We start from the raw sequence: 20,804 nt of genomic DNA on the forward strand, positions 1-20,804 counted from the left end.
CGTCACGAGCCGGCTCGGGCGGCGAGCCGCTCCCGGCGGGCCGCGCCGCGTCGGCGGGCTGCGGCCACGACCGGGTCGAGGTCGAAGTCCGCGGATGTGTTGGCGATCGGCGAGGTCGAGGCGTCCGGTGCGGGCCTGTCCAGGTATGCCGCCAGTGCGCGGATCGATGGGTACGCGAACAGGTCCAGGACCGTCACCCGGTCGCCCAGCAGATCGCGTAGCCTGCGGTGCACCTTGACGAGAGTCAGTGACGTGGCGCCGAGGTCGAAGAATGAGCTGTCCTGGGCCAGGCTTCCCGGCTCGGCGGCCAGCTCGCCGGCGAGCGCCTCCGCCACCGTGCGGGAGAGGGAGCTGGCCGAGCGGTGGTCGCCGGTGGCCGTGCCGCCTCCGGCCGACCACAGGGCGGTGGGAGCGGCCGAGTCCCAGCCGTCGGGTGTCTGCCCTGCAGCGGCCAGCGCGCCCGCCAACTCCGCCGGATCCGCCTCCCGCCACCGGGCGGGCTCCGCGACGGCGTGCAGGAGCTGGACGTACGCGGCGATCAGCGCGTCGACGTATGCCGGTGGGAACGCCGCGTCGACCGCGTCCCAGTTGATCCGCAGCTCCCCGCCGTGCTCGAAGATCTGGTTGTCGAGCGCCACCCGAGGGGTCTGGCTGATCGCGTAAGTGGTCGTTCCGAACGCGCCCAGCAGCTCCGAGGCGTCGGCGCCTTGGCCGTCGGCCGTCGTGGTGCTGCCCAGTCCGCTGGAGAACACCACAGGCAGTGGCACCTGCCGGCGGCGGCGGGCGTTGAGTTCGCGAAGGACCTCGTTCCCGTGCACACCGTGCGGTCCGGTCGAGTGCTCGAGGTCGGCCCACAGCCGCCGTTGCAGCGCGGCAGCCCGCTCCCCGAAGGACGATTGTTCGCGATGATCGACGTCCAGCAGCACCGTCGAGGTGTAGTCGCCCACCACTCCGCGGTGAGCGGTGGGCCGGTCGAACGTGGTGATCACCAGGGTGAACCGGTCCCCACCGCCGGCCATCCGCAGCACGTCGCCGAACGCGGTGAGCAACAGGGCGGCGGGCGTGACCTCGGCCTGCTGGGCCACGAGCCGGAGCCGGTCCCACACGACTGGCGGCAGGACCGCGCGGTGCCGGTGATAGCGTGCCTGGGTCGGCACCCGCAGCGGCAGCGCCGGCCCGTCGCGCATCTCGTCGGCGGCCCGCTGCCAGTAGTCTAGAGCGCGCCGGCGGCGCTCCCCGCGTTGTGCGGACCGCACCTCCGCCACCCAGTCGGTGAAGGAGATCGCCGGTGCCGGCGGCATGGCCTCGGGTCGGGTATAGGCCAGGAACAGCTCCTCGGCGACGGTCACCGCGCTCTTCGCGTCGCAGAACAGCAGGTCGAGTCCGAAGTGTACCCGTGAGGTGCGCTTGTCGAGCAGGGTGACGACGATCGCGAAAAGTGGCCAGGTCGTCGGGTCGTGCACCCGGTGCGAGTGTTCCTCGCGGATGCGTGACAGCCGCTCCCGCTGCTCCGCCGGGGTCACGTGACGCAGGTCGACCACCGTCGTCGGGGCGTCGGGTACGTGCTCCCGGATGATCTGACGGGTGTCCTGGGTGAGGGTTGCCCGGAGCATCGGGTGCCGCGCGACGACGGTGCGCAGCGCGGCGGCGAACCGATCCTGGTCCAGGTCAAGGACATCGACCTCGGTGTAGTAGTGCGGCGCGACCGCGCTGCCGAGCCAGGTGTCGGCCCGTCCGAGGTAGTAGGCGAGTTGCATCTCCGTCAAGGCGAATGGCTCACCAGGCTCAACCGGCACGGGCGGCGGGGCTGGCACCGACGTGACCGGTGCCGGTGCGGTCGGCGCCGCTACGACCGGCACGGGCGGCTCGGCTAGGGACGTGCCCGGGTCGGGCCCGGCAGCGGCCGGGCTTTCGAGGTGGAGTTCAAGGATGTCACCGTCACCTGGAGACAGCCGCTCCCTGACCTGGTAGCCGGTGCCTACCAGCAGGCCCTGCACTTCGCGCAGCCAGCGACCCGCCTCGAGTAGCGTGTCGGCCAGCGGACGGTCCGGCGGCAGCTTGATGCGTATCGCCAGATCCATGCCCCGCGGCACGTCGAGCCGCAGTTCGCGGGCGGCCTCGGTCGGCGGCACCAGCACCGGTACAGGCGCTGGTGCCGGATGCGCGATCTGTGCCGGCGTGTACGCCGCGATGAGTGTGCGGAGGGAGGTAAACGCGTGCAGGTCCGGAAGGGACGGTCGGTCGCCGGTCAGATCCTCGATCACGTTCGCGAGCCGCACCACGTCGAGCGAGGTGGCGCCAGCTGCGACCAGCCCCGCGTCGACATCCACGGCATTGCCCAGGATGTCGCGAACAGCGTCACCAAGAGCCGGCCACGGGGGGGCACCGTGCTTCCGCGGGTGCTCGACGGGCGTGATCGGTGCAGATGGGATCGGATCGGGTGCCGGCGGAGCGGTGTCGCCAGCCGGCGGACCAGCGGGCGCAGATCCTTCCGGAAGGGGATTGTCGGGAGCGGATGCGGCGGCGCGGCCACCTCGGAACGGGTTGGGCAGGCTCCGGTAGTCGACCTTGCCGTTGTCGGTGACCGGCATGTCGTCGAGCAGCATGATCCGGCTCGGGACCATGTACTCGGGGAGGTGCTCGCGGGCCGCGGCGGCCAGGGCGCGTTCGTCGGTCGCGGCGCTGGTGGCGACGTGTGCCACCAGGCGCGGACGTCCGTCCGGCCCAGCCAGCGCCGAGGCCACCACCTGTCGGACGTCGGCCAGCCGGCTCAGCACCACCTCCACCTCACCCAGCTCGATCCGGTGACCGTTCACCTTGACCTGGCGATCTGACCGACCCATGAACTGGATGTTGCCGTCGTACCGCCAGCGGCCGAGGTCCCCGGTGCGGTAGAGCCGCTCACCCAGCACTGGATGGGTGATGAAGCGTTCCCAGGTCTGGACGGGGTCGCCGAGGTAGCCTCGCGCTACGCCGTCGCCCCCAATGAACAGCTCTCCGACCTCGCCGACCGGGCAAGGCCGGCCGGCCTCGTCGAGGACGTGGAAGAACTGCGCGCGCAGCGGTCGGCCGTAGGGAATGCTCGGCCAGTCCGGATGGACCTTCCCCACGGGGTAGGTGATGGACCAGATCGACGCCTCGGTGGCGCCGCCGAGGCTGTCGATGCGAACGCCGGGCGCGAGTTCACGCAGCCGATCTGGCAGCGTCACGGGAATCCAGTCGCCGGAGAGCATGACCAGCCGGAGGCTCGCGAGGTTCCGCGCGGCCACAGAATCAGACTCCGCGTATTCGACGAGGATCTCCAACAGCGCCGGAGCGGTGTTCCAGACGGTCACCCCGAACTGGCCGATCAGCTCACACCAGTGCTGCGGATCGCGCTGCCGGGCAGTGTCCGGGAGCACGAGAGTGCCGCCCGCGCCGAGCAGACCGAAGACGTCGTAGACGGACAGGTCGAAGCTCAGGGCGGAGAGGCCGAGCAACCGGTCGTCGGACGTGATGCCGAAGCGGTCGGTGATGTCGTCGATCGTCGTCCGGGCCTGGCGGTGCTCGATGGCGACGCCCTTCGGCACGCCGGTGGAACCGGACGTGAAGATTGCGTAGGCGAGGTCGTCGGGCGCGGCGGCGCCGGCGGCCGGCGCCACCGGTGTGCCGGCAGGCGGGCGCCCGTCGGCGTCGAGGGTACCGGCGACGACACCAGCGGGAAGCTTTACCGGGGCCCCGTCGAGCAGCAGGGCGTGGCGGATGCCCGCCCGCTCGCACACGGCGGCGACCCGCACGGCTGGCCAGTCGGTGTTCACCGGTACGTATCCCGCGCCGGCCAGCTCGATGCCGAGCACCGCGATGATCTGGGCCGGGCATTTCGGCACGGCGACCAGGACCAGGTCACCGGTGCCGACACCCAGTTGGCCGAGGAGACCGGCGACGGCTTGAGCGCGCTCGTCCAGCTCGCCGTGGCTGAGGCTGCCGGCCGACGTGAGGATGGCCGGCAGCCCGGGACGCCGGAGGACGTGTTCCCGTCGTGGGTCGTCGATCAGTGGCCCGGCCCCGGGAAACGGGAGGGCGTCCAGCGGCTCCTGCCGGGCGTAGTCGGGCGCCCAGCCCAGGTCGGCCACGCTCCACGCCAGCGGGTCGGCGCTCAGCAGTCGAAGCAGCCGGTGCTGTGCCTCGACGAGACCGTCCACGTAGCCCTCGGGAAACGCGTCGATGACCGTGTCGAAGATGATCCGCAGGTCGCCGTCCTCCTGCCAGACCAGGTGATCGATCAGCACCTGAGGGGTCTGCGACAGGCCGAACACCTCCGGGCCGAGCCAGCGGCCCGGGGCGGTCTCGTCCCCAACCCCCAGCCCGGACGTGAACACCACCGGATGGGTCACGGTGCTGCCCGCGTCAGCGCTGCCGATGCCGCCGGACAGGTCCCGCATCAGTTCGACGGCGGAGTATGCGCGGTGATCGATCGCCTCCCACAGGTCGTGGTTGACCTGCCGTGCGAACGCGGCAAAGCCTGGCCAGCGCAGCATCTCGATCTGCGGCAGGCTCACCAGCGCGGTGGTGGTGAAGTCGCCAACCAACTGGTCCACGCCCGGCACGTTGTCCGGCCGATCGAAGAGGGTGGCGTTGAGGGCGAACCGCTCGGTCGCACCCCAGCGGTGCAAAGTGAGCCCGAAGGCAGCCAGCAGGACGGCGGTGGGGCTGACGCCGTACTCGGCACAGCGGGACCGCAGCCGCTCCCACTGCACGGCCGGCAGCCGGCGCTCGGAGCGCGCGAATCGGGGAGCGGTGATCTCGTCGACAGCGCGCCGCAGGGGCAGCCGCGGGCCGGACGGGATCGTGTCCAGGCGGTCCAGCCAGTACTGCCGGGCGCGCTCGCGCCGGGCGCGCTCCGTGCCGTCCGTCTGGCGGTGCGCCACGATGTCGAGAAAACCGATCGATGGTGCGGGCAGGGTGGTCTCCGGCTCGCTCATCAGCTCGCCCCACTGGCTCATGAGCAGTCGCCAACTCGCGAAGTCGAGCATCAGCACGTCGAAGCCCACCAGCATGCGGACCATGCCGTCCGGCAGGTAGACCGCGTGGATGTCGAACAGCGGCCAGGACTGCGGATCGCGCACCTGGTGGGACCGGTCGTGACGGAGCCGGGCGAGGCGTTCCGCGGCGGCCGGCGCGGAGAACTGGCGCAGGTCGGTGCGCGCGATCGCATACCGCGCGACGGTGGGCGCGCATCGCTGCCGGCCGTCGCGACCGACCGTGGCACGGAGCATGGGGTGGTGGTCGATCAGGCGGTTCCAGGCGACCTCCAACGAGTCCACGTCGGACTCGACCGTCGCTGCGATCGGCTCGCGCTCGTACTCCTGGTACCAGAACGTGGCGACTCCACCAAGTGGAAAGTCGCTGCGACGTCCCACCCAGTAGGCGGCTTGAACTGGCGTCAGACCGGCGCTCTCCGGTGTGCCGGGCCGGATCGGGACCGCTGACTCGGCCCCGGCCGGGGCCAACGGAGCCCTGTCACGCAGTGCCTCGGCCACACCTCGGGGAGCCTGCGCGCCGAGGAAGCTGGTCAGCGGGAGTTGTGCCCCGCTCTGTTGAGAGATCAGCCGGCGCAGCCGCTGTGCCCCGAATGAGTCCAGACCCAGCTCGGCGAAGTGTCGATCGGGATCGAAGTCATTCTCAGGCAGGCCACCGGTGGCCGCCAGGAAAGAGCAAATGAAATCATACCAGTAATCACGGAAATCGCTGACGCGATCGTTGTTCATTGCACCGTAGCCATTCTCGAATCGCTGTAGAACGCTCTACATGCCTCCCCGGCCAGCCGCGGCGGCATGCGGGGCTAGTGTGAGGTGACGCTCTGAACTTACGGTGGGTGCTGCCGACCCGAACACTACTGTTCGCGGCCCTTGGAATCAAGGTAGAATAACGGTGGACGCTCCGGAGAACGGGGGTAACTAATTGTGTGGCGTGCGCAAACTTCTTTTGGGTCGCAGCCCTGGTCGCCGCCGTGCCTCTGATCGCCGTGGCGTTGCTGGGCCTGCGATCCGGCGGCTCGTCGGACGTGCGGCCGGCGACTACGCCGGCAAGCGGCACCACTTGCTGTGCACGTCCTTCCCGATCTGGCGACGACAGTAAATCACTCCGTCGGTCTTCAACTTCTGCCAACTGGCCGTTAATCTTATGTCAACGCTGGTTGCTCTGGTATGTCTCGGCTCGAGAGTGGCGGTCTGTTGGCGGGCGATGCCGTTATCCGCATGATTGAATATCACGGCTACGAGCTCGTTCCGGTAGCAGTGATCGCTTCTGGATCGGCCGGGCCGGTGCTTGGGGCTTGCGCATCACGTCAAATGCGGCGGAATAGCCGCTCTACCGAAGGGAGCGCCAATGCTGGATGTGATCGTAGTTGGAGCCGGACCGGCCGGGCTGACTGCGGCCCAGGTGCTGGGCCGGCAGGGACGCGTGACCTTGGTGATCGATAGTGGACAGCCGCGCAATGCTCCGGCTGGCGCCCTGCACATGTTTCCCTCGCGGGATGGGCTGCCTCCGACGGACCTGCGCAGCCTCGCCCGCGCCGAGCTGGCGGCATATCCGGCGGTGCGCGTCGTCGATAGCGAGGTGACTGAGGTACGCCGCGACGGCGACCGGTTCGAGGTGGACCTTGCTGGTGGGGAACAGCACACCACCCGGCGGCTCCTGCTGGCCACCGGTCTGGTCGACGAGATGCCGGAGATCGGTGGCTTTGCCGAGCGGTTTGGGGTCAGTATCTTTCATTGTCCCTACTGCCACGGCAACGAGGTGCGGGGCAAGGCGATCGCGGTGGTCAGTGGCTGCAACCCGATGGGGTTCGGTCAGGCGCTCTACCTCCGGGACAGGTTCACCAAGAATGTCGTGCTGCTGACCCACGGCTCGGCCGAGCTGTCCAGCGCGCAGGACATGGCGCTCAAGGAGTTGGGCATCCCGGTACGCCGAGAGCCGGTCACCGCGATCGACGGTGAGTTGGACGCACTGACCGTACGTTTCGCCAGTGGTGAGCCGATCGAATGTCAGGCGGTGTTTCACCGTCCGCCCGAGCGGGTCCGCAATGGTCTTGCCGCCGCGCTCGGATGCGAGATCCTGTCCGACGGGTGGGTGAAGGTCGACGCCCAGCAGCGGACTTCGGTCCCCGGCGTGTACGCGGCGGGCGACATGGCGCGCGAGGAGGCGGTGCCGTTCCTGCACACGTTCGTGCTGACCGGGGCGGCCAGCGGCCAGATCGCCGGGGTCACGCTGGACGGTGATCTGTTCCTCGCCAACCATCCCACCGTCTTCGGCGCCCGGCCACGTGAGTAGCGGCTGATCGGCCCCGGCCCCGGGGCACGCCGGTGGGCCGACCGACTCAACGGCGGCCGCCGGGCCGGGCGCGGGCACGCCGATCGCTCGGCACGAGTTCGTCCTGCGCGCCGGCGGTCAACGTCAGCACCCGGTCCGCGCGGTCGGCGATCTCGTCGTCGTGGGTCACCAGCAGGATGGCGAGACCGCGCGCCCGGTGCTCGTCGAGCAGGTCGAGCAGGGCGTGCGCGGTCACCGCGTCCAACGCCGAGGTGGGCTCGTCGGCGAGCAGCACCTCCGGACCGCCGCCCAGCGCCCGAGCCATGGCGGCCCGCTGGCGCTGGCCGCCGGAGCATCCGTCCGGCCGGCGGCGCGCGAACGAGGCGTCGAGCCCCACATCGGCGAGCAGCCGTACCGCCTCCTCGTGAGCGCGGCCTCTCGGCAGCCCGCGCAGCACCCGCGCGGGCCGGGCCACGGCGGTCACCAGGCGATGGGCGGGGTTGAGCTCGCCCGCCGGGTTCTGGCCGAGCATCGCCACCGCCCGCCGCTGCCGCGCGGTCCGCCGTAGGCCGGGGGGCAGCGCTCGCCAGGAGCCGTCCAGCTGCAGCTCGATGTGTCCGGCCGCGAGAGTGTGCAGCCCGCACAGGGCCCGCAGCAGCGTGCTCTTGCCGACGCCGGACGGCCCGAGTATGGCCACCAACTCACCCCGGTGCAGATCCAGGTCGAAATCGCGGAACAGCGGCGCGCTCGTCGGTGGCTGAGCCACGGCGAGGTCGCGGATCCGCAGCACTGCCGGTCCTGCGGGGCGGGAAGCGTGCGCCGGCACCTCGACGGGTGCGGTCGCCGGGCGCAGGTCACCGTCGGCTGCCTCCAGGACGCGGTCGGCCACCCGATGCACCCATCGCCGGTCGTGGCTCACCAGCACCGTGGTGAGGCCGAGCTGCCGCCGACGGTCGATCTCCGCCCGGACCAGGTCGGCCGTCGCAGCGTCAAGCCCGCTGGTCGGCTCGTCGGCGAGCAGCAACGCCGGTTCGCCGATCACGGCACGGGCGAGCGCCACCCGGGCCGCCTGGCCGCCCGAGAGGGTGGCGGGATACCGGTGCTCCACCCCGGCTGGCAGCCCCAACCGGTCCAGGATGGCGGTGATCCGGGTGCTCCGTTCGGCGCGCCGCACCCCAGTGAGCCCGTCCCCGACCGCAGCGCCGACCGAGCGTAGCGGATCCAACGTGGTCGCCGGATCCTGTGCGAGCAGCCCGACGGAGATCCGCCGCCAGCGCCGGCTCGCCGCCGACGCGGGGACCACGGGTCGGCCCCGGACCAGCAGCTCGCCTCGGTCGAGGCGCAGCCCCGGCCGGAGGTCGCCCAGCAGCAGCCGCAGCACGGTGCTCTTGCCGCTGCCGGAGCCGCCGACCAGACCCAGCACCTCGCCGGCCCGAACGGCGAGGTACTCGCACCGGAAGGTGAAGTCGCCATCGCTGAGCCGTACGCCGGAGAGCCGGACCTCGGGCGGATCGGTTTCCGGGGCCAGGGCGGCGGACTGCCGGGCGGACCGGGCGACACGGGTCGGGGCCGGCACGGTCATCGCGGGGACCAGCCCGCCCGCGAGCACGTCGAGCCCCGCGGTGAGGACGACCGCCACCACCGCGATGGCGATCGCCGGAGCGAGTACGGACGCCGGGTTGAGGTCGATGCCGGGAAGGTTCTCCCGGATCATTAGACCCCAGTCGGCCGCCGGTGGTGTGGGACCGAACCCGAGCACGTGCACCGCGACGGCCAGTTGCAGCGCCGCGACCATCCTCAGCCCAGCGTCAGCGAGGACGGTCCCGGAGACGGCGGGCAGCAGCTCGCGGCCCAGGATCGCGGCGGTGGACTCGCCCCGGGCGACGGCGGCCTGGATGAATCCACTGGCCCGTAGTGGTGCGGCGGCGGCGTACACGACGCGGGCGGAGAGCGGTGTGCCGAGCAGGAGCATCCCGGCGAGGACCGCCATCCATCCCGGCATCGCCACCGCGCACACCAGCACGACCAGTGCGCCGGGGATCGCCAGCAGCCCGGCACCCAGGTGCCGTACGACCCGTTCCGCCCCCGGTGTCCAGGCGGCCAGGAGGCCGCCAGCGGCGCCGAGCACGGCGGCGCCGCCGCCGATCAGCAGCGCGATCATCACCAAATCGGCACCGCCGGCCAGCAGCCGAGACAGCAGGTCACGGCCGAGCACGTCGGTGCCGAGCGGCATCCCCGGACCCGGGCCGGACCACGGCACGCCCACGATCCGCTGCGGATCGTGCGGCGGCCACCGCCCGCCGAGCAGGGCAGTACCGAGGACGGCCGCCACCCCGGCTCCGGCGAACGCCAGGGAGAGTCGCCTCATCGGGCACCACCCCGGCGGGCCATCGCCGCTGCCAGCGCATCACTGGACATGAATGCGACGAGCACGAACACGGCGAGGAGCACAGCGACACCCTGCACCACCGGAACGTCCCGACTCGCGATCGAGCCGGCCAGGAGCTGCCCCAGCCCCTGGTACGCCAGCAGCATCTCCACCACGGCGGTGTTGGCGAGGGTGGCCGCCGCCATGACGGTCGCGATCTGGGCCAGGGGAGCGGCCAGGTGGCGAAGCCCGTGACGAACCGTCACCCGCCATGGCGCGACGCCCCGCAGCAGCGCGTCGGTCACGAATGGCCGCCGTAGCGCGTCCACGGCGGGACCGCGGAGTAACCGTCCGCACCACGCCATCGCCGGCAGCGCGATGGCCAGCACGGGCAGGACGAGAATCTCCGGCCGGTCGGCGGGCGTACCACCCACCGGGATCAATGACACCGCCGGCAGCAGGTCAAGCGTGATCGCCAAGCCGACCACCAGGAGGGTGACCAGCACGACCTCGGGAAACCCGCAGACGGCGGCCACTAGGCCGGAGCCCACCCGCTCGGCGCGGCTGCCGGCGTGCCAAGCCAGCGACAGGGCAATCACCGTGCCCCCGACGACCGCGAGCAGCCACGCAGGTGCGGCGATCCAGAGCGTGGCCGCCATCCTGTCGACGAGCAGTTCGCCCACCGATCGGCCATCGATCAAAGACCGGCCGAAGTCGCCGGTCACCAGGCCGCCGCACCACTGCCAGAACCGTTCCCAGAGCCCGGCGTTCAGGCCCGCACGCGCCTCCAGGGCCGCGACCCGTTCGGCGTCGGCCCGGGTGCCGGCCAGCACGGTGGCGGCGTTGCCCGGCAGCACCTCGGTGAGCAGGAACACCGTCACGCAGATTCCGAACAGTGTGCCGAGTGCCCGCCCGACCAGCAGGACAGCCGTCACGGCACGCCGCCACCGCTCGATCATCTGGTGGTCACTTTTCAAGCCAGACGTCGGTCAGCGCGTAGCGCGCGAACCCGGAGCCGGTCGGTAGGTCGCGGACGTGCTTGGCGGCCACGTCAACGCCCTCACCGATGCCCCACATCACCCAGCCGGCCTCGTCGGCGAGCCGCCGCTGGAGCTTGTCGAGCGCCAGCCGGCGCTGCTCCGCGTCCACGGTGGCGAGCGCGGCGGAGAATTCCGCGTCGAACGCGGCGTCCCGCCAGCCGGTCTCGTTCACCGGGGCGTTGCTGAGCAACACGGCGCGGGCCCAGTGCTGGATCGACAGGGCATCGGTGGTGTATCCCATGTACAGCGGGACCTTGGTGTAGATCTGGGACCAGTAGGTCTCCGGTGGATGCTCCTCGATCGTGGCCCGGATGTTGACCTCAGCGAGTTGCTGCACGAGTAGCGTGGCGGCGCTGATCATACTGGGGTAGGCCGTGGTTACGTGGATGACGGCGTCGAAGCCTCCCCCCTGGCCGGCCTGGGACAGCAGGCGGCGGACCTCGTCCAAGTCGCGCGCCGGCGCGGGAAGATCCTTTGGGTACGAGGCGTCGTTGAAAAACGGGGCGTCGTTGGCGACCGTGCCGTAGCCCAGCAGCACGGTGTCCACCAACGCCTGTCGGTCGACCGCCAGCTTGACCGCCCGGCGCACCTCGATCCGGTCGAACGGGGCGTGCGTCATGTTCATCACCAGCGGGTAGCTGGCGGCGGCGGGGTGCCGAACCACCGTCAGTCGGCCCGTCGCCTCGGCGCTCCGTGCCGTCGGATAGCCCACGTTGGCGGCTAGGTCGATCTCGCCTGACGTCACCGCGGTGGAAAGCGCCTGTCCGTCGGCGAACCCGCGGATCTCCAGGGTGTCCACCTTCGCCTTCGGACCACGCCACCTCTCGTTGCGGGTCAACGTGGCAGCGCCACCGTCCAAGGCGGACAGTAGAAACGGGCCGGAGCCGATCGGCTTGTCGAAGGTTGTCGTACCATCCGGCACGATGTAGAGCTGACCGGCGAGGGTGCGCGCCATGTCGGCCTCCGGCGTGCTTGTCTCGAGGATCACCACGTGGTCGCCCTCGGCGCGGGATTCGGCGAGATCGATGGAGCCAATGCGACCACCGTTCTCCATACTCTTGTCCGCCGTCCGGCGCAGCGAGAAGAGCACGTCGACGGCACGGACCGGTCGCCCGTCGCTGAAGACCGCGTCGGTGCGGAGCTGGAACCGGTGCCGGGTTGCGCCGTTCTCGACCGTCCAGTCGGTCGCCAGGGCCGGCAGCACGGCGCCATCGGGACCGGCCGCGACGAGTACGTCGTAGAGCGCGCTCATCCGGAGCCAGTCCGACTCGCCAGGAATCATGCCGTGGGGATCGCTCGTCACTGCGGCGCCGGAACTGATTGTGCCGACGCGCAGCGTTCCGCCGGCCTGCGGCTGGGTGCCGGCGGAATCACCATCGTCGGCTCCACAGGCGGCCACGAGCGGCCCGGCCGCCAGCCCGGCGATCAGTGCCTGTAGCGCTGCGCGACGCGATATCTGGTGCATGGTTCTCCTTGTCTTATGCGGCGGAATCCCTGACCCGGGCCAGGGTGGTGTCGATGTGGCGGGCCACTGCGCTGAGAGCGGGCGACCGCAACATCGAGTAGTGGTGGGCATCGACAACCTTGATGGCCATGGGGCCGGCCACGAACGGCCCCCAGCCGAGGTCGACCTCGTCGAAGGCGTCGTCCACTCCCATGCCGACCCGGGTGTTGCTGGGCGCAGTGCGTCCGGCACGCAGCAGGAGGACCGGCACCGTGTCGTCGAGGGGGTGCGCCGTGTGGCCGGCGAGTGCGTCCAGGTGCCGCGTGAACACCTCGAACCGCCGCGCGATCGTGGGCTCGTCGCGGCCGAGCACACCGTGCTGGCGCAGCAACGTTTCCAGGTCTCCGACGTCGTCGGGCAGGTCGGTGCCCAGGAACGCGGCCACTGACCGGAGGTAACGCCGCCACAGTTCGGCGCGGGCGCGCGGTCGGTCGAGCCCCTCCTGGGCGATGATCCGGTTCGGGCTGTTCGAATCGATCATGACGAGCTGGGTGATCGGCTCCCCCCGACGCCGCAGCTCGACAGCCATCTCGTGGGCCACGGTCCCGCCCATCGACCAGCCGCCCAGCAGGTACGGCCCGACCGGCTGCCAGGCCTGGATCACGTCGATGTACTGGCGCACCACGGTCGGGATGTCCGGTGGGCCGGGCAGTGCCGGATCGGCCAGCACCGGGTCGGTCAATGCGATGACGGGGTTGTCGACGGAAAGCGCTCGGGCCAGCTCCGCGTAACAGATGACGTCTCCGCCGGAGGGATGAAGGAGGAACAGCGGCGTACCGGTTCCGTCCCGCAGCGGGACCGCGATGTCGGCGAGCATCGGGCGAGTTGTCGCCGCCCGGTGACCGATGCTGGTTGCCGCCTCCGAGGCGACGTCGGTCGGGACGGTGTCGGCCGGGGTGGTGGTCTCGCGGCTGCGGAGAATCCGGGCCAGGCCGGCGAGCGTTGGGGCGCGGAGGAAATCGCGCGGGGGCATCGGGCCGCCAAACCGGGCGGCGACCCGGCCGAGCATCCGTACGGCGAGCAGCGAGTCGCCACCCAACGAGAAGAAGTCCGCCGCGCGATCCACGGCAACTGCGTCGCAGGCATCTGAACCGAGCACCTCGGACCACACGTCGGCCAGCTCGCGTTCGAGGTCGTCAGTGGGAGGACCGCTCGCTTCCACCGTAGCGGCGCCGTGTTCCGCGAGACGACCCTCGACGACCGCGACCTCGGCGGGTAGGTCGACCGGCCGGTTCCAGCCCTCGTCAGCCAGCAGCGAGTGGGTCAGCGCCGTCACGTCGGCGACGAGTCCGTCGACCACGCCCGGCGCGAACAGCTCGTCCACCAGGGCGAAGTTGATGACCAGTTCGGAGCGCAGCTCGAACACCCGGCACTCGAGCCAGATCTGCGGCGTCCTGACCTGCTGGTAGTAGTCGCCGATGTGCAGTTCGCCGAGTGGGCCGGCCCGCAGCGGCAGTTCCCCGCCGACGGCGTTGTCCAGACCAAGCGTGCTCTGGAACACCACCGGGGCGACCGCGCGCTTGGTCCCGCGCAGCCGGCCGAGTTCCCGCACCACCTCGACGCCGGTGACGAGATTGTGCGCAAGTGACTCGCTGACCTCTGCCTGCGTGGCCGCCGCCAACTCGGTGAACGTCGTCCCCCGGGTGAGATCCACCACCACGAGGGTCGTGGTGGAGAATGGCCCCACCATCCGGTCCACGTCCGGGTGTAACGGCATGCGGTTGAACTGGAGGGTGTTGAGCAGGAAGCGCCGTTCGCCGGTGAGCCGCGACAGCGCGACCCCGAACGCGGTGAGTAGGGCCGTCGCCGGGGTGACGTTGTACTGGGCGCACAGCTCCCGCAGCCGTGCCCACCGGCCGCCGTCCAGTCGGGACTCGCGGACCCCCATCAGCGGCGGGTCGACCTGGTACGGGTCGACGACGGTGGGGATCGACGGTGCGGCGGGCAGGCCAGGCAGTCGGTGCCACCACCAGTCCCGGTCGGCCTCCGACTCGGAGGTACGGCGGATCTGGGCCATCGCGGTGACGTAGTCGCCGAAGTCGACGAGCAACGGCGGCAGCACGGTGTTGGGGTCGGCGACGTAGGTGAACATTTCGCGGTGCAGGACCGCGCCACCCCAACCGTCACAGGTCAGCAGGCTCAGTGAGAGGTGCAGCAGGCCGCGACGTTCGGGCAGGAACGTCAGGCGCGCCTCGTAACCGGGTCCGCTCGTCGGGTTGGGGCCGGTGCGGCTCATCTCGGCCCGCAGTGCCGTCACCGCCCGGTCCACCTCTTCCGGAGCGGCGGACCGCAGGTCGAGGGCCTGCACCGGTCGGTACAGCGACGGATCCTCGACATCCAGGATCCGCTGCGTGCCGTCGGGGAGTAGCCGGGCGCGCAGCATGGGCTGGTGTGCCACGACCCGGCGCAGGGCGTCGTCGAGCGCGCCGACAGCCCGTTCGGCATCCACCTCGGACAGGCGGATGTCCGTGTATACGTGCACCGATGGGTACGACAGCTCCCACCCGCCGTGCTGACCCACGAAGTAGGCCGATTGCAACGGCAGCAGCGGGAATGGCGACTCCCGGTCGATCCGACGCCGTAGCCGGATGTCGGTTCCCGTGCGTACGGCCGCTCCCGTCGGCTGCGCCCGGACCAGGCCGGCCAGCTCGCGAATGGTCAGCGTCGGCCGGATCTGCGGCAGCGGCAGGCCCACCCCGAGGCGCTGGCGGATGCGGGCCGCCATCCGGACCGCGAGGAGGGAGTCGCCGCCGAGATTGAGGAAGCTCGCCTCCGGAGGGATGCTGGCCGGCTCGACGCCGAGCAACTCGCCCCAGACCTCGGCCAGTGCCGCCTCCGTGGCGCCGGATCCCGGTTTCTCGCCGGAGCCTGACTCGCTGTCGACATTCGGGGGACTCTGCCAGGCTGCGTCGGAGTCGGCTGCGAGTGTCAGTCGGCGTACGTAGCCGTCGAACGCGGCATCCGCCAGCGCCGGATCGAGGACCTGTTCGTTCACGTCCCACTGGAGGACCAGCGAATCGCGAAGTTCGAATGCCTGGTGGTCGAGCCACACCTGTGGGGTCTGGCTCACCCCATACACGACCGGGCCGAGCCAGTCGTGCTCGTGGGACGCGGCGCCGTCGAGGCGATCCAGCCCCAACATGCCGGTGAACACCACGGGTATGTTGACCTGCTCTCCGCTGCGGCGGGCCCGCTCGGCGAGCAGTTCCAGGCCGGAGTACTCCCGGTGGTCCAGGTCGGCGAAGAGTTGCCGCTGCACCGACCGCACCCGACCGGCGAAGCTCTCGCCGCGATCCGGGGCGGCTTCCAGCAACAGCAGCGAAGAGAACTCCCCGACCACCCGGTTGACGTTCGGATGGATCTCGGGGCGGTCGAAGACTGTCACGGTGACGCTGAACCTCTCGTCGCCTGACCATTCCGCCAGCGTGTCCGCGTACGCACTGAGCAGCACGGCCGTCGGGGAGACCCCGCTCGCGGCGGCTCGCTGCCGTAGCCGCCGCCACCGGTCCGGCGGCAGTTCCGCCCGGCGGCGCCCGAACCGCGGTGCGCCGGACGGTTCTCGGGCGGGCAGCGCCGGGGCGCCCGGTAGTGTGTCCAATCGGCCGAGCCAGTACGCGGACGCGCGGCGATAACTGTCGCTACGCGTCCGCTCGTTGAGCGCGGCGACACAGTCGGCGAACGTCACTCCGATCGGCGGCAGTTCCGCGTCGGGATTCCGGTAGAGGGTGGCCAGCTCGCGGTCTATGATCATGTAGCTGGCGGAGTCGCACATCAGCACATCGACCGAGAGCGCCACCCGCGCCGCGCCCTCCGGCAGCAGCACGACATGAACCTCCACCAGGGGCCACCGGCCCGGTGCCGCGACCCGGTGGGAGAGACGTTCACGCAGCTCGCGCAGCGCCTCTGCCTGCCGTTGCGGGGTGGCCTCTCGGCAGTCCACCACCGGGATCCGGTAAGTGGGAACCCGGTCCAGGACCAGGTTCTGCCCCTCATCGGTAACCACCGCGCGCAGCATCTCGTGCCGCGCGATCAGGCGGTTCCAGGCTCGCTCATACCGATCGACATCGAGATCCGTGGTGTCATGCTCGTAGTAGAAGTGGCAACCTACCTCGCCCAGCGTGAAGGCGCCGGTCCGGCCGATCCAGTAGGCATGCTGGACGCGGGTCAGTGGGAACGGGTCGCTGGTCATCGCCACCGCCACCGGTGCCGGCGCGGCCGGAACGTGATGGGGCTGCCGCGCCGCGACCAAACTGGCGAGCGCGGCGACCGTGCTGTGGGCGAGCAGCTCGCGCAGGGAGATCTGCAGCCCGTGACGGTCGCGCAGCGCGGCCAGCACCCGGGTGGCCAGCAATGAGTGGCCGCCAAGGGCGAAGAAGTCGTCCCCGCTGTCGATCACCGGGCGCCCGAGCACCTCGCTCCAGAGCGCCGCGACCGTACGCTCGGCGTCGGTGACGAGGCTGCCGTCCATCCCGGTCTCAGCGCGGACCGTGCGGGTGCCCAGCGTCAGCGAACGCGCGTTGAGGTCGCCCGGCGACACGGCCACCTGAGGCGGGCAGACGCCGGTCGCGGCGAGGCCGGCGAGGCGCAGCAGGGCGGTCACCGCGTCGTCGGCGTCGAGCGCGTTGCGCATGGTGATTTCGGAGACCGACTCGCGTTCGTCGGCGGTGTCGAACCGCCATCGGTCGGAATCCAGCGCCAGCCACCGGGCGTCGTTCCCGCCCGTCGCCGTGATCGCCACAGCGTCCATGAACCTGCTTGCTGCCACGTACGGGCTCAGACCGAAACCGCCCACCGTCCCGGCGGCTGAGGACATCAACAGCACCACCCGGGGACGCTCCGTCGCCGCCATGCCGTCAACCGCTACCCGCAACGCGAGAGTTCCGCTGACCTTGGGTGCCAGCACCTCGTCCAGGCTCGACTCATCCAGGTCGGAGAGGGGGGTCAGCTCGATCACCACCGGGGCGTGAACGAACAGGTCGATCCGGTCCCACTCGGCGGTGACCCGGCTCAGCAAAGATCTCACGGCCTCGGGATCGGTAGTGTCCAGTACCTCGACCCGCACCTGTCCGCCGCCGGCGCGCAGCTCCCGCAGTGCCTCGCGGCGGCGCACCAGTCGTGGCTCGGTCGCACCTGGATCGGGCTCACCGGACCGCCCGGCCAGCACCACTCGGGCGCTGTGATCGGTGATCAGCCGCCGGGCGAGCGCCAGCCCGACGTTGCCCAGGCCGCCAGTGATCATCACGACCGGCTCGCGTAGTGGCTCGGCGCCACCCGGCACGGGACGCCAGGGCTCCCACTCCCGGATCCAGCGCCGCCCACCCCGCGAGGCGAGTTCCCAGCCGGACCCGCCGGCCAGCAGGTCCGCTGCCTCGGCCCGGACCGTCCCCACGCCGTCGGCGCCGTCATCGACGACACCGGGCCAGGCGGGGAGATCGAGAACGCGCCATCGGACGTCCGGTACCTCTTGCGCGAGGACCCGGACCAGACCGCGCGCGGCGCTCGCCACCGGGTCGATCCGCTCGGTCCCGGTAACCTGCTCGCCGGCCGCGGTGACCTGGAGTATCACCGGAGCGGACGTCGCATCCGTCGCGATCAGACTGGCCAACCGCCCAGCGGCCAGCACGTCCGCCCGCACCCGCGTCGCGAGAGCCGCCTCCCCGCCAGAACTCGGCTCGGCGAGCGGCGGGACCGTCCACAGCACGCCGTCGAGGCGGTCCGCCGGGACATGCGACTCCGGTGCCACTATGTCGGCGCCCACTTCATGGAGCGCGGTCTCGAACTCGGGCACCCGTTCCCCCCAGACCAGCCAGCGGGTGCCGGCGAGGCCGCCGAGGTCGGCGCGCAACGGCGGGAGCTGCCGCCACGTCGGCACCTGCAAGGGTTCGGTCGCGTCGGGTTCGGCGGTATCCGGCCCGAGCACGCCCCCGGTCCGTCTCCGCGCCGGGGGCTCAATCCAGAACCGTTCCCGCTGGAAGGCGTACCCGGGCAAGGAGAGCCGACGGCGCTCGCCGCGGCCCAGCGCCTCGGTGTCGAGGGGCACGCCGTGGCACCACAGCTGGCCGAGGGCGGCCAGGAACGCGTCGCGGGTCGCACCCGCGCCGGAGGTCTCCGCCACCTCGCGCGGATCCGTGACGGTGGTCAGCGCTGCGGGCACCGCGTCGCGCCCGGCACGGGCGGCCAGGGAGGCGATGCCTGCCCCCGGTCCGACCTGGAGCACTATCGCGGGGCCGTCGGCCAGCGCCGTACGCAGCGCCGCGGCGAACCGGACCGTGGATCGCAGGTGTCGCGCCCAGCGGTCGGGGTCGGCGAGGTCTTCGGCGGTCGCCACCTCTCCCGTGATCGTGGTGACCAGAGGAACCATTGGTGGCTTAGGCGTGAGCCGGCTGGCGACCGTCCGGAGCGGTGGCATGATCGGCTCCACCAGGCGGGAGTGGGCAGGCGTATCTATCGACAGCAGGCGGGACTGCTTCCCGGCCGCCGCCAGCCGGCCGGCCACCGCGTCGACGGCGGCACGCGGCCCCGACAGGACGCAGGCATCGGGCGCGTTGACGGCGGCGAGGTCGAGGTCGGGGTGTTCGGCGAGGAGCGCTAGCGCGTCCGACTCGGTGATCTCGGCGGCCAGCATGGCGCCGGCGGGGAGCACCGCGAGGCGGACGGACCGCTCGGCGACCAGCTCGGCCGTCTGGCTCGCCGAGAGCACTCCCGCCACCACGGCAGCCGCGTACTCGCCGACGCTGTGCCCCAACACCATGTCCGGCCGTACGTGGTAATGCTCCAACAGGGTCGCCATGGCGACGGAGGTGGTGAACGACGCCGGCAAGCCGGTGCGCGGCGAGCGGGCGGCGGCACGGGCGGACGGATCAGTCGGATCTGCCAGCACCACCTGGCGCGGGTCGTCGCCAGTCAGCCGGTACAGGGTCGCCGAGATCTCGTCCACCGCGGCGGCGAAGACCGGTTCCTCGGCGTAGAGGCCGCGCCCCATGCCCGCGTACTGGGCGTCGCCGCCAGGGAACGCGAAGACCACCCGGGTGTCGAATCCCGGGTTCCGGGCGACCGGAGTCGCCTGCCGGAGCGCCTCGGCCGCCCCCTGGTCGGGACGAACGGTCACGGCCACGCGCACCGGCAACTCCGCACGGCCTGTGGCGAGGGTGTGGGCGACGTCGGCCAGGTGGTCGCCCGGGCGGCTTTCGGCGAGCCGGTCGGCCAGGCGTTGCGCGGTGGCCCGGCACGCCTGATCCGTGGCGGCCGAGACCAGCAGCAGTTGGGCCCGGCCATCGCTGCCGCGGGTGGCAGCGACGGGCGCCTCGCCGAGCACCACGTGGCAGTCCACGCCGCCGATGCCGAACGAGCTGACCCCTGCCCGGCGCCCGCCGTTGACCGGCTCCCACGGCTCGGTTTCGGCAACCAGGCGGAACGCGGAGCCGGACAGTTCCAGATCGGGGTTGGGCTGCCGGGCGAAGCGGGAGGCGGGGAGCGTGCGGTGCTGTAGAGCAAGTATCGTCTTGATCAGCCCGGCGATGCCGGCGGCCGAGTCGGCGTGGCCGAGGTTACCCTTCACCGAGCCCAGGCCGCACCAGGGCCGGACAGCCGCGCCAAAGACCCGACGCAGTGCGCTGACCTCGATCGGGTCACCGAGCGGCGTCGCGGTGCCGTGACCCTCCAGGTAGGAGATGTCCGTGGCGTCGACGTCGGCGACGCCGAGCGCCTCGGCGATGGTGCGGGCCTGGCCGGTGACGGAGGGGGCGGTGAAACCGACTCGCTCCGCGCCGTCGTTGCCCAGGGCGGAGCCGAGAATCACCGCGCGGATCGGATCCCCGTCGCGCTGCGCGTCGGAGAGCCTCCTCAGGACCACGGCACCCACACCCTGCGTGAACACCGTGCCGCTGGCGTCAGCGGCGTACGGGCGGGTGTGGCCGTCGCGGGAGAAGGGGCCGTCCGGCACGTAGAGGTAGCCGCGCCCCTGCGGCACCCGCAGTGAGACGCCGCCGGCGATGGCGGTGTCGCACTCCTCGTTGAGCAGCGCCTGGACGGCCAGGTGAACTGCGGCCAGGGAGGTGGCGCAGGTGGCCCCGACGCTCACCGCCGGCCCGGTCGCGCCGAGCCGGTATGCCGTCCGCAGCGGCAGGTAGTCGGCGACGTTCGCGCCGTGCAGTTCCAGGCTGTCGGCGGGGTCGGCGCCTCCACTGGGGTCGAAGCGGCCAGCCAGGTTGGTGATGAGGTAGGCCGACAGTGCCGACCCGGCGAAGACGCCGGCCACGCCCGCGTTTCGGGTGCCGCCGTGGCCGGCGTCCTCGAGCGCGTGCCACGCGGACTCCAGGAACAGCCGCTGTTGCGGGTCGAGGATCTCGGCCTCCCGCGCGCCGATGCCGAAGGGGGCCGGGTCGAAGTGGTCCTGTTCGGACAGCAGGCCACCGACCGGTACGTAGTGGCGGTTGCGTCGCAGCTGCGCGGGCACCCCGGCGCGGATCAGCTCATCGTCGGAGAAGTGGGTGAGGCCATCGCGCTCCTCGATGAGCAGTCGCCACAGGGCGTCCGCGTCCGGGGCGCCCGGGAAGCGGCACGCAAGACCGACGACGGCTACAGGCTCGTTCAAGGCGTCTCC

Annotated in this window: 6 protein-coding genes; 1 reads left to right on the top strand and 5 read right to left on the bottom strand. The window is 71.4% G+C overall.

Annotated features, from left to right (window positions below; genetic code table 11):
• Positions 1-2 precede the first annotated feature (2 nt).
• A complete protein-coding gene (locus O7615_RS17095) occupies positions 3-5,747 on the bottom strand; it encodes a non-ribosomal peptide synthetase (RefSeq protein WP_278178657.1) in 5,745 nt (1,914 codons plus the stop codon).
• Positions 5,748-6,366: 619 nt separating this feature from the next.
• Between O7615_RS17095 and O7615_RS17100 the strand changes: the two genes are divergently transcribed.
• Positions 6,367-7,311: an NAD(P)/FAD-dependent oxidoreductase gene (locus tag O7615_RS17100; RefSeq protein WP_278178658.1), complete on the top strand. Its 945-nt coding sequence runs from the start codon at positions 6,367-6,369 to the stop codon at positions 7,309-7,311.
• A gap of 46 nt (positions 7,312-7,357) precedes the next feature.
• Here the strand turns inward: O7615_RS17100 and O7615_RS17105 are convergent, their stop codons facing one another.
• Genes O7615_RS17105 through O7615_RS17120 form a run of 4 tightly spaced genes read right to left on the bottom strand, consistent with a single transcriptional unit; the run spans position 7,358 to position 20,795 of the window.
• Positions 7,358-9,658, bottom strand: a complete 2,301-nt coding sequence (locus O7615_RS17105; RefSeq protein WP_278178659.1) for an ATP-binding cassette domain-containing protein — start codon at positions 9,656-9,658, stop codon at positions 7,358-7,360.
• Entirely contained in the window at positions 9,655-10,617 is a 963-nt protein-coding gene (locus O7615_RS17110) for an ABC transporter permease (protein ID WP_278178660.1), read from the bottom strand. The genes O7615_RS17105 and O7615_RS17110 overlap by 4 nt, the downstream gene beginning before the upstream one ends.
• 7 nt (positions 10,618-10,624) lie before the next feature.
• Positions 10,625-12,163, bottom strand: coding sequence for an ABC transporter substrate-binding protein (locus tag O7615_RS17115; protein ID WP_278178661.1), 1,539 nt, complete (start codon positions 12,161-12,163; stop codon positions 10,625-10,627).
• A gap of 13 nt (positions 12,164-12,176) precedes the next feature.
• Complete coding sequence (locus O7615_RS17120; RefSeq protein ID WP_278178662.1) at positions 12,177-20,795, bottom strand: type I polyketide synthase; 8,619 nt, start codon at positions 20,793-20,795, stop codon at positions 12,177-12,179.
• Positions 20,796-20,804 lie beyond the last annotated feature (9 nt).

It is taken from the genome of Micromonospora sp. WMMD1082 (assembly GCF_029626175.1).
Taxonomy (GTDB): Bacteria; Actinomycetota; Actinomycetes; order Mycobacteriales; family Micromonosporaceae; genus Micromonospora.

Excerpts from the sequence above, each read along its gene's own strand:
- O7615_RS17095 (WP_278178657.1), bottom strand. The coding sequence starts at position 5,747 with ATGAACAACGATCGCGTCAGCGATTTCCGTGATTACTGGTATGATTTC.
- O7615_RS17100 (WP_278178658.1), top strand. The coding sequence starts at position 6,367 with ATGCTGGATGTGATCGTAGTTGGAGCCGGACCGGCCGGGCTGACTGCG.
- O7615_RS17105 (WP_278178659.1), bottom strand. The coding sequence starts at position 9,658 with ATGAGGCGACTCTCCCTGGCGTTCGCCGGAGCCGGGGTGGCGGCCGTC.
- O7615_RS17110 (WP_278178660.1), bottom strand. The coding sequence starts at position 10,617 with ATGATCGAGCGGTGGCGGCGTGCCGTGACGGCTGTCCTGCTGGTCGGG.
- O7615_RS17115 (WP_278178661.1), bottom strand. The coding sequence starts at position 12,163 with ATGCACCAGATATCGCGTCGCGCAGCGCTACAGGCACTGATCGCCGGG.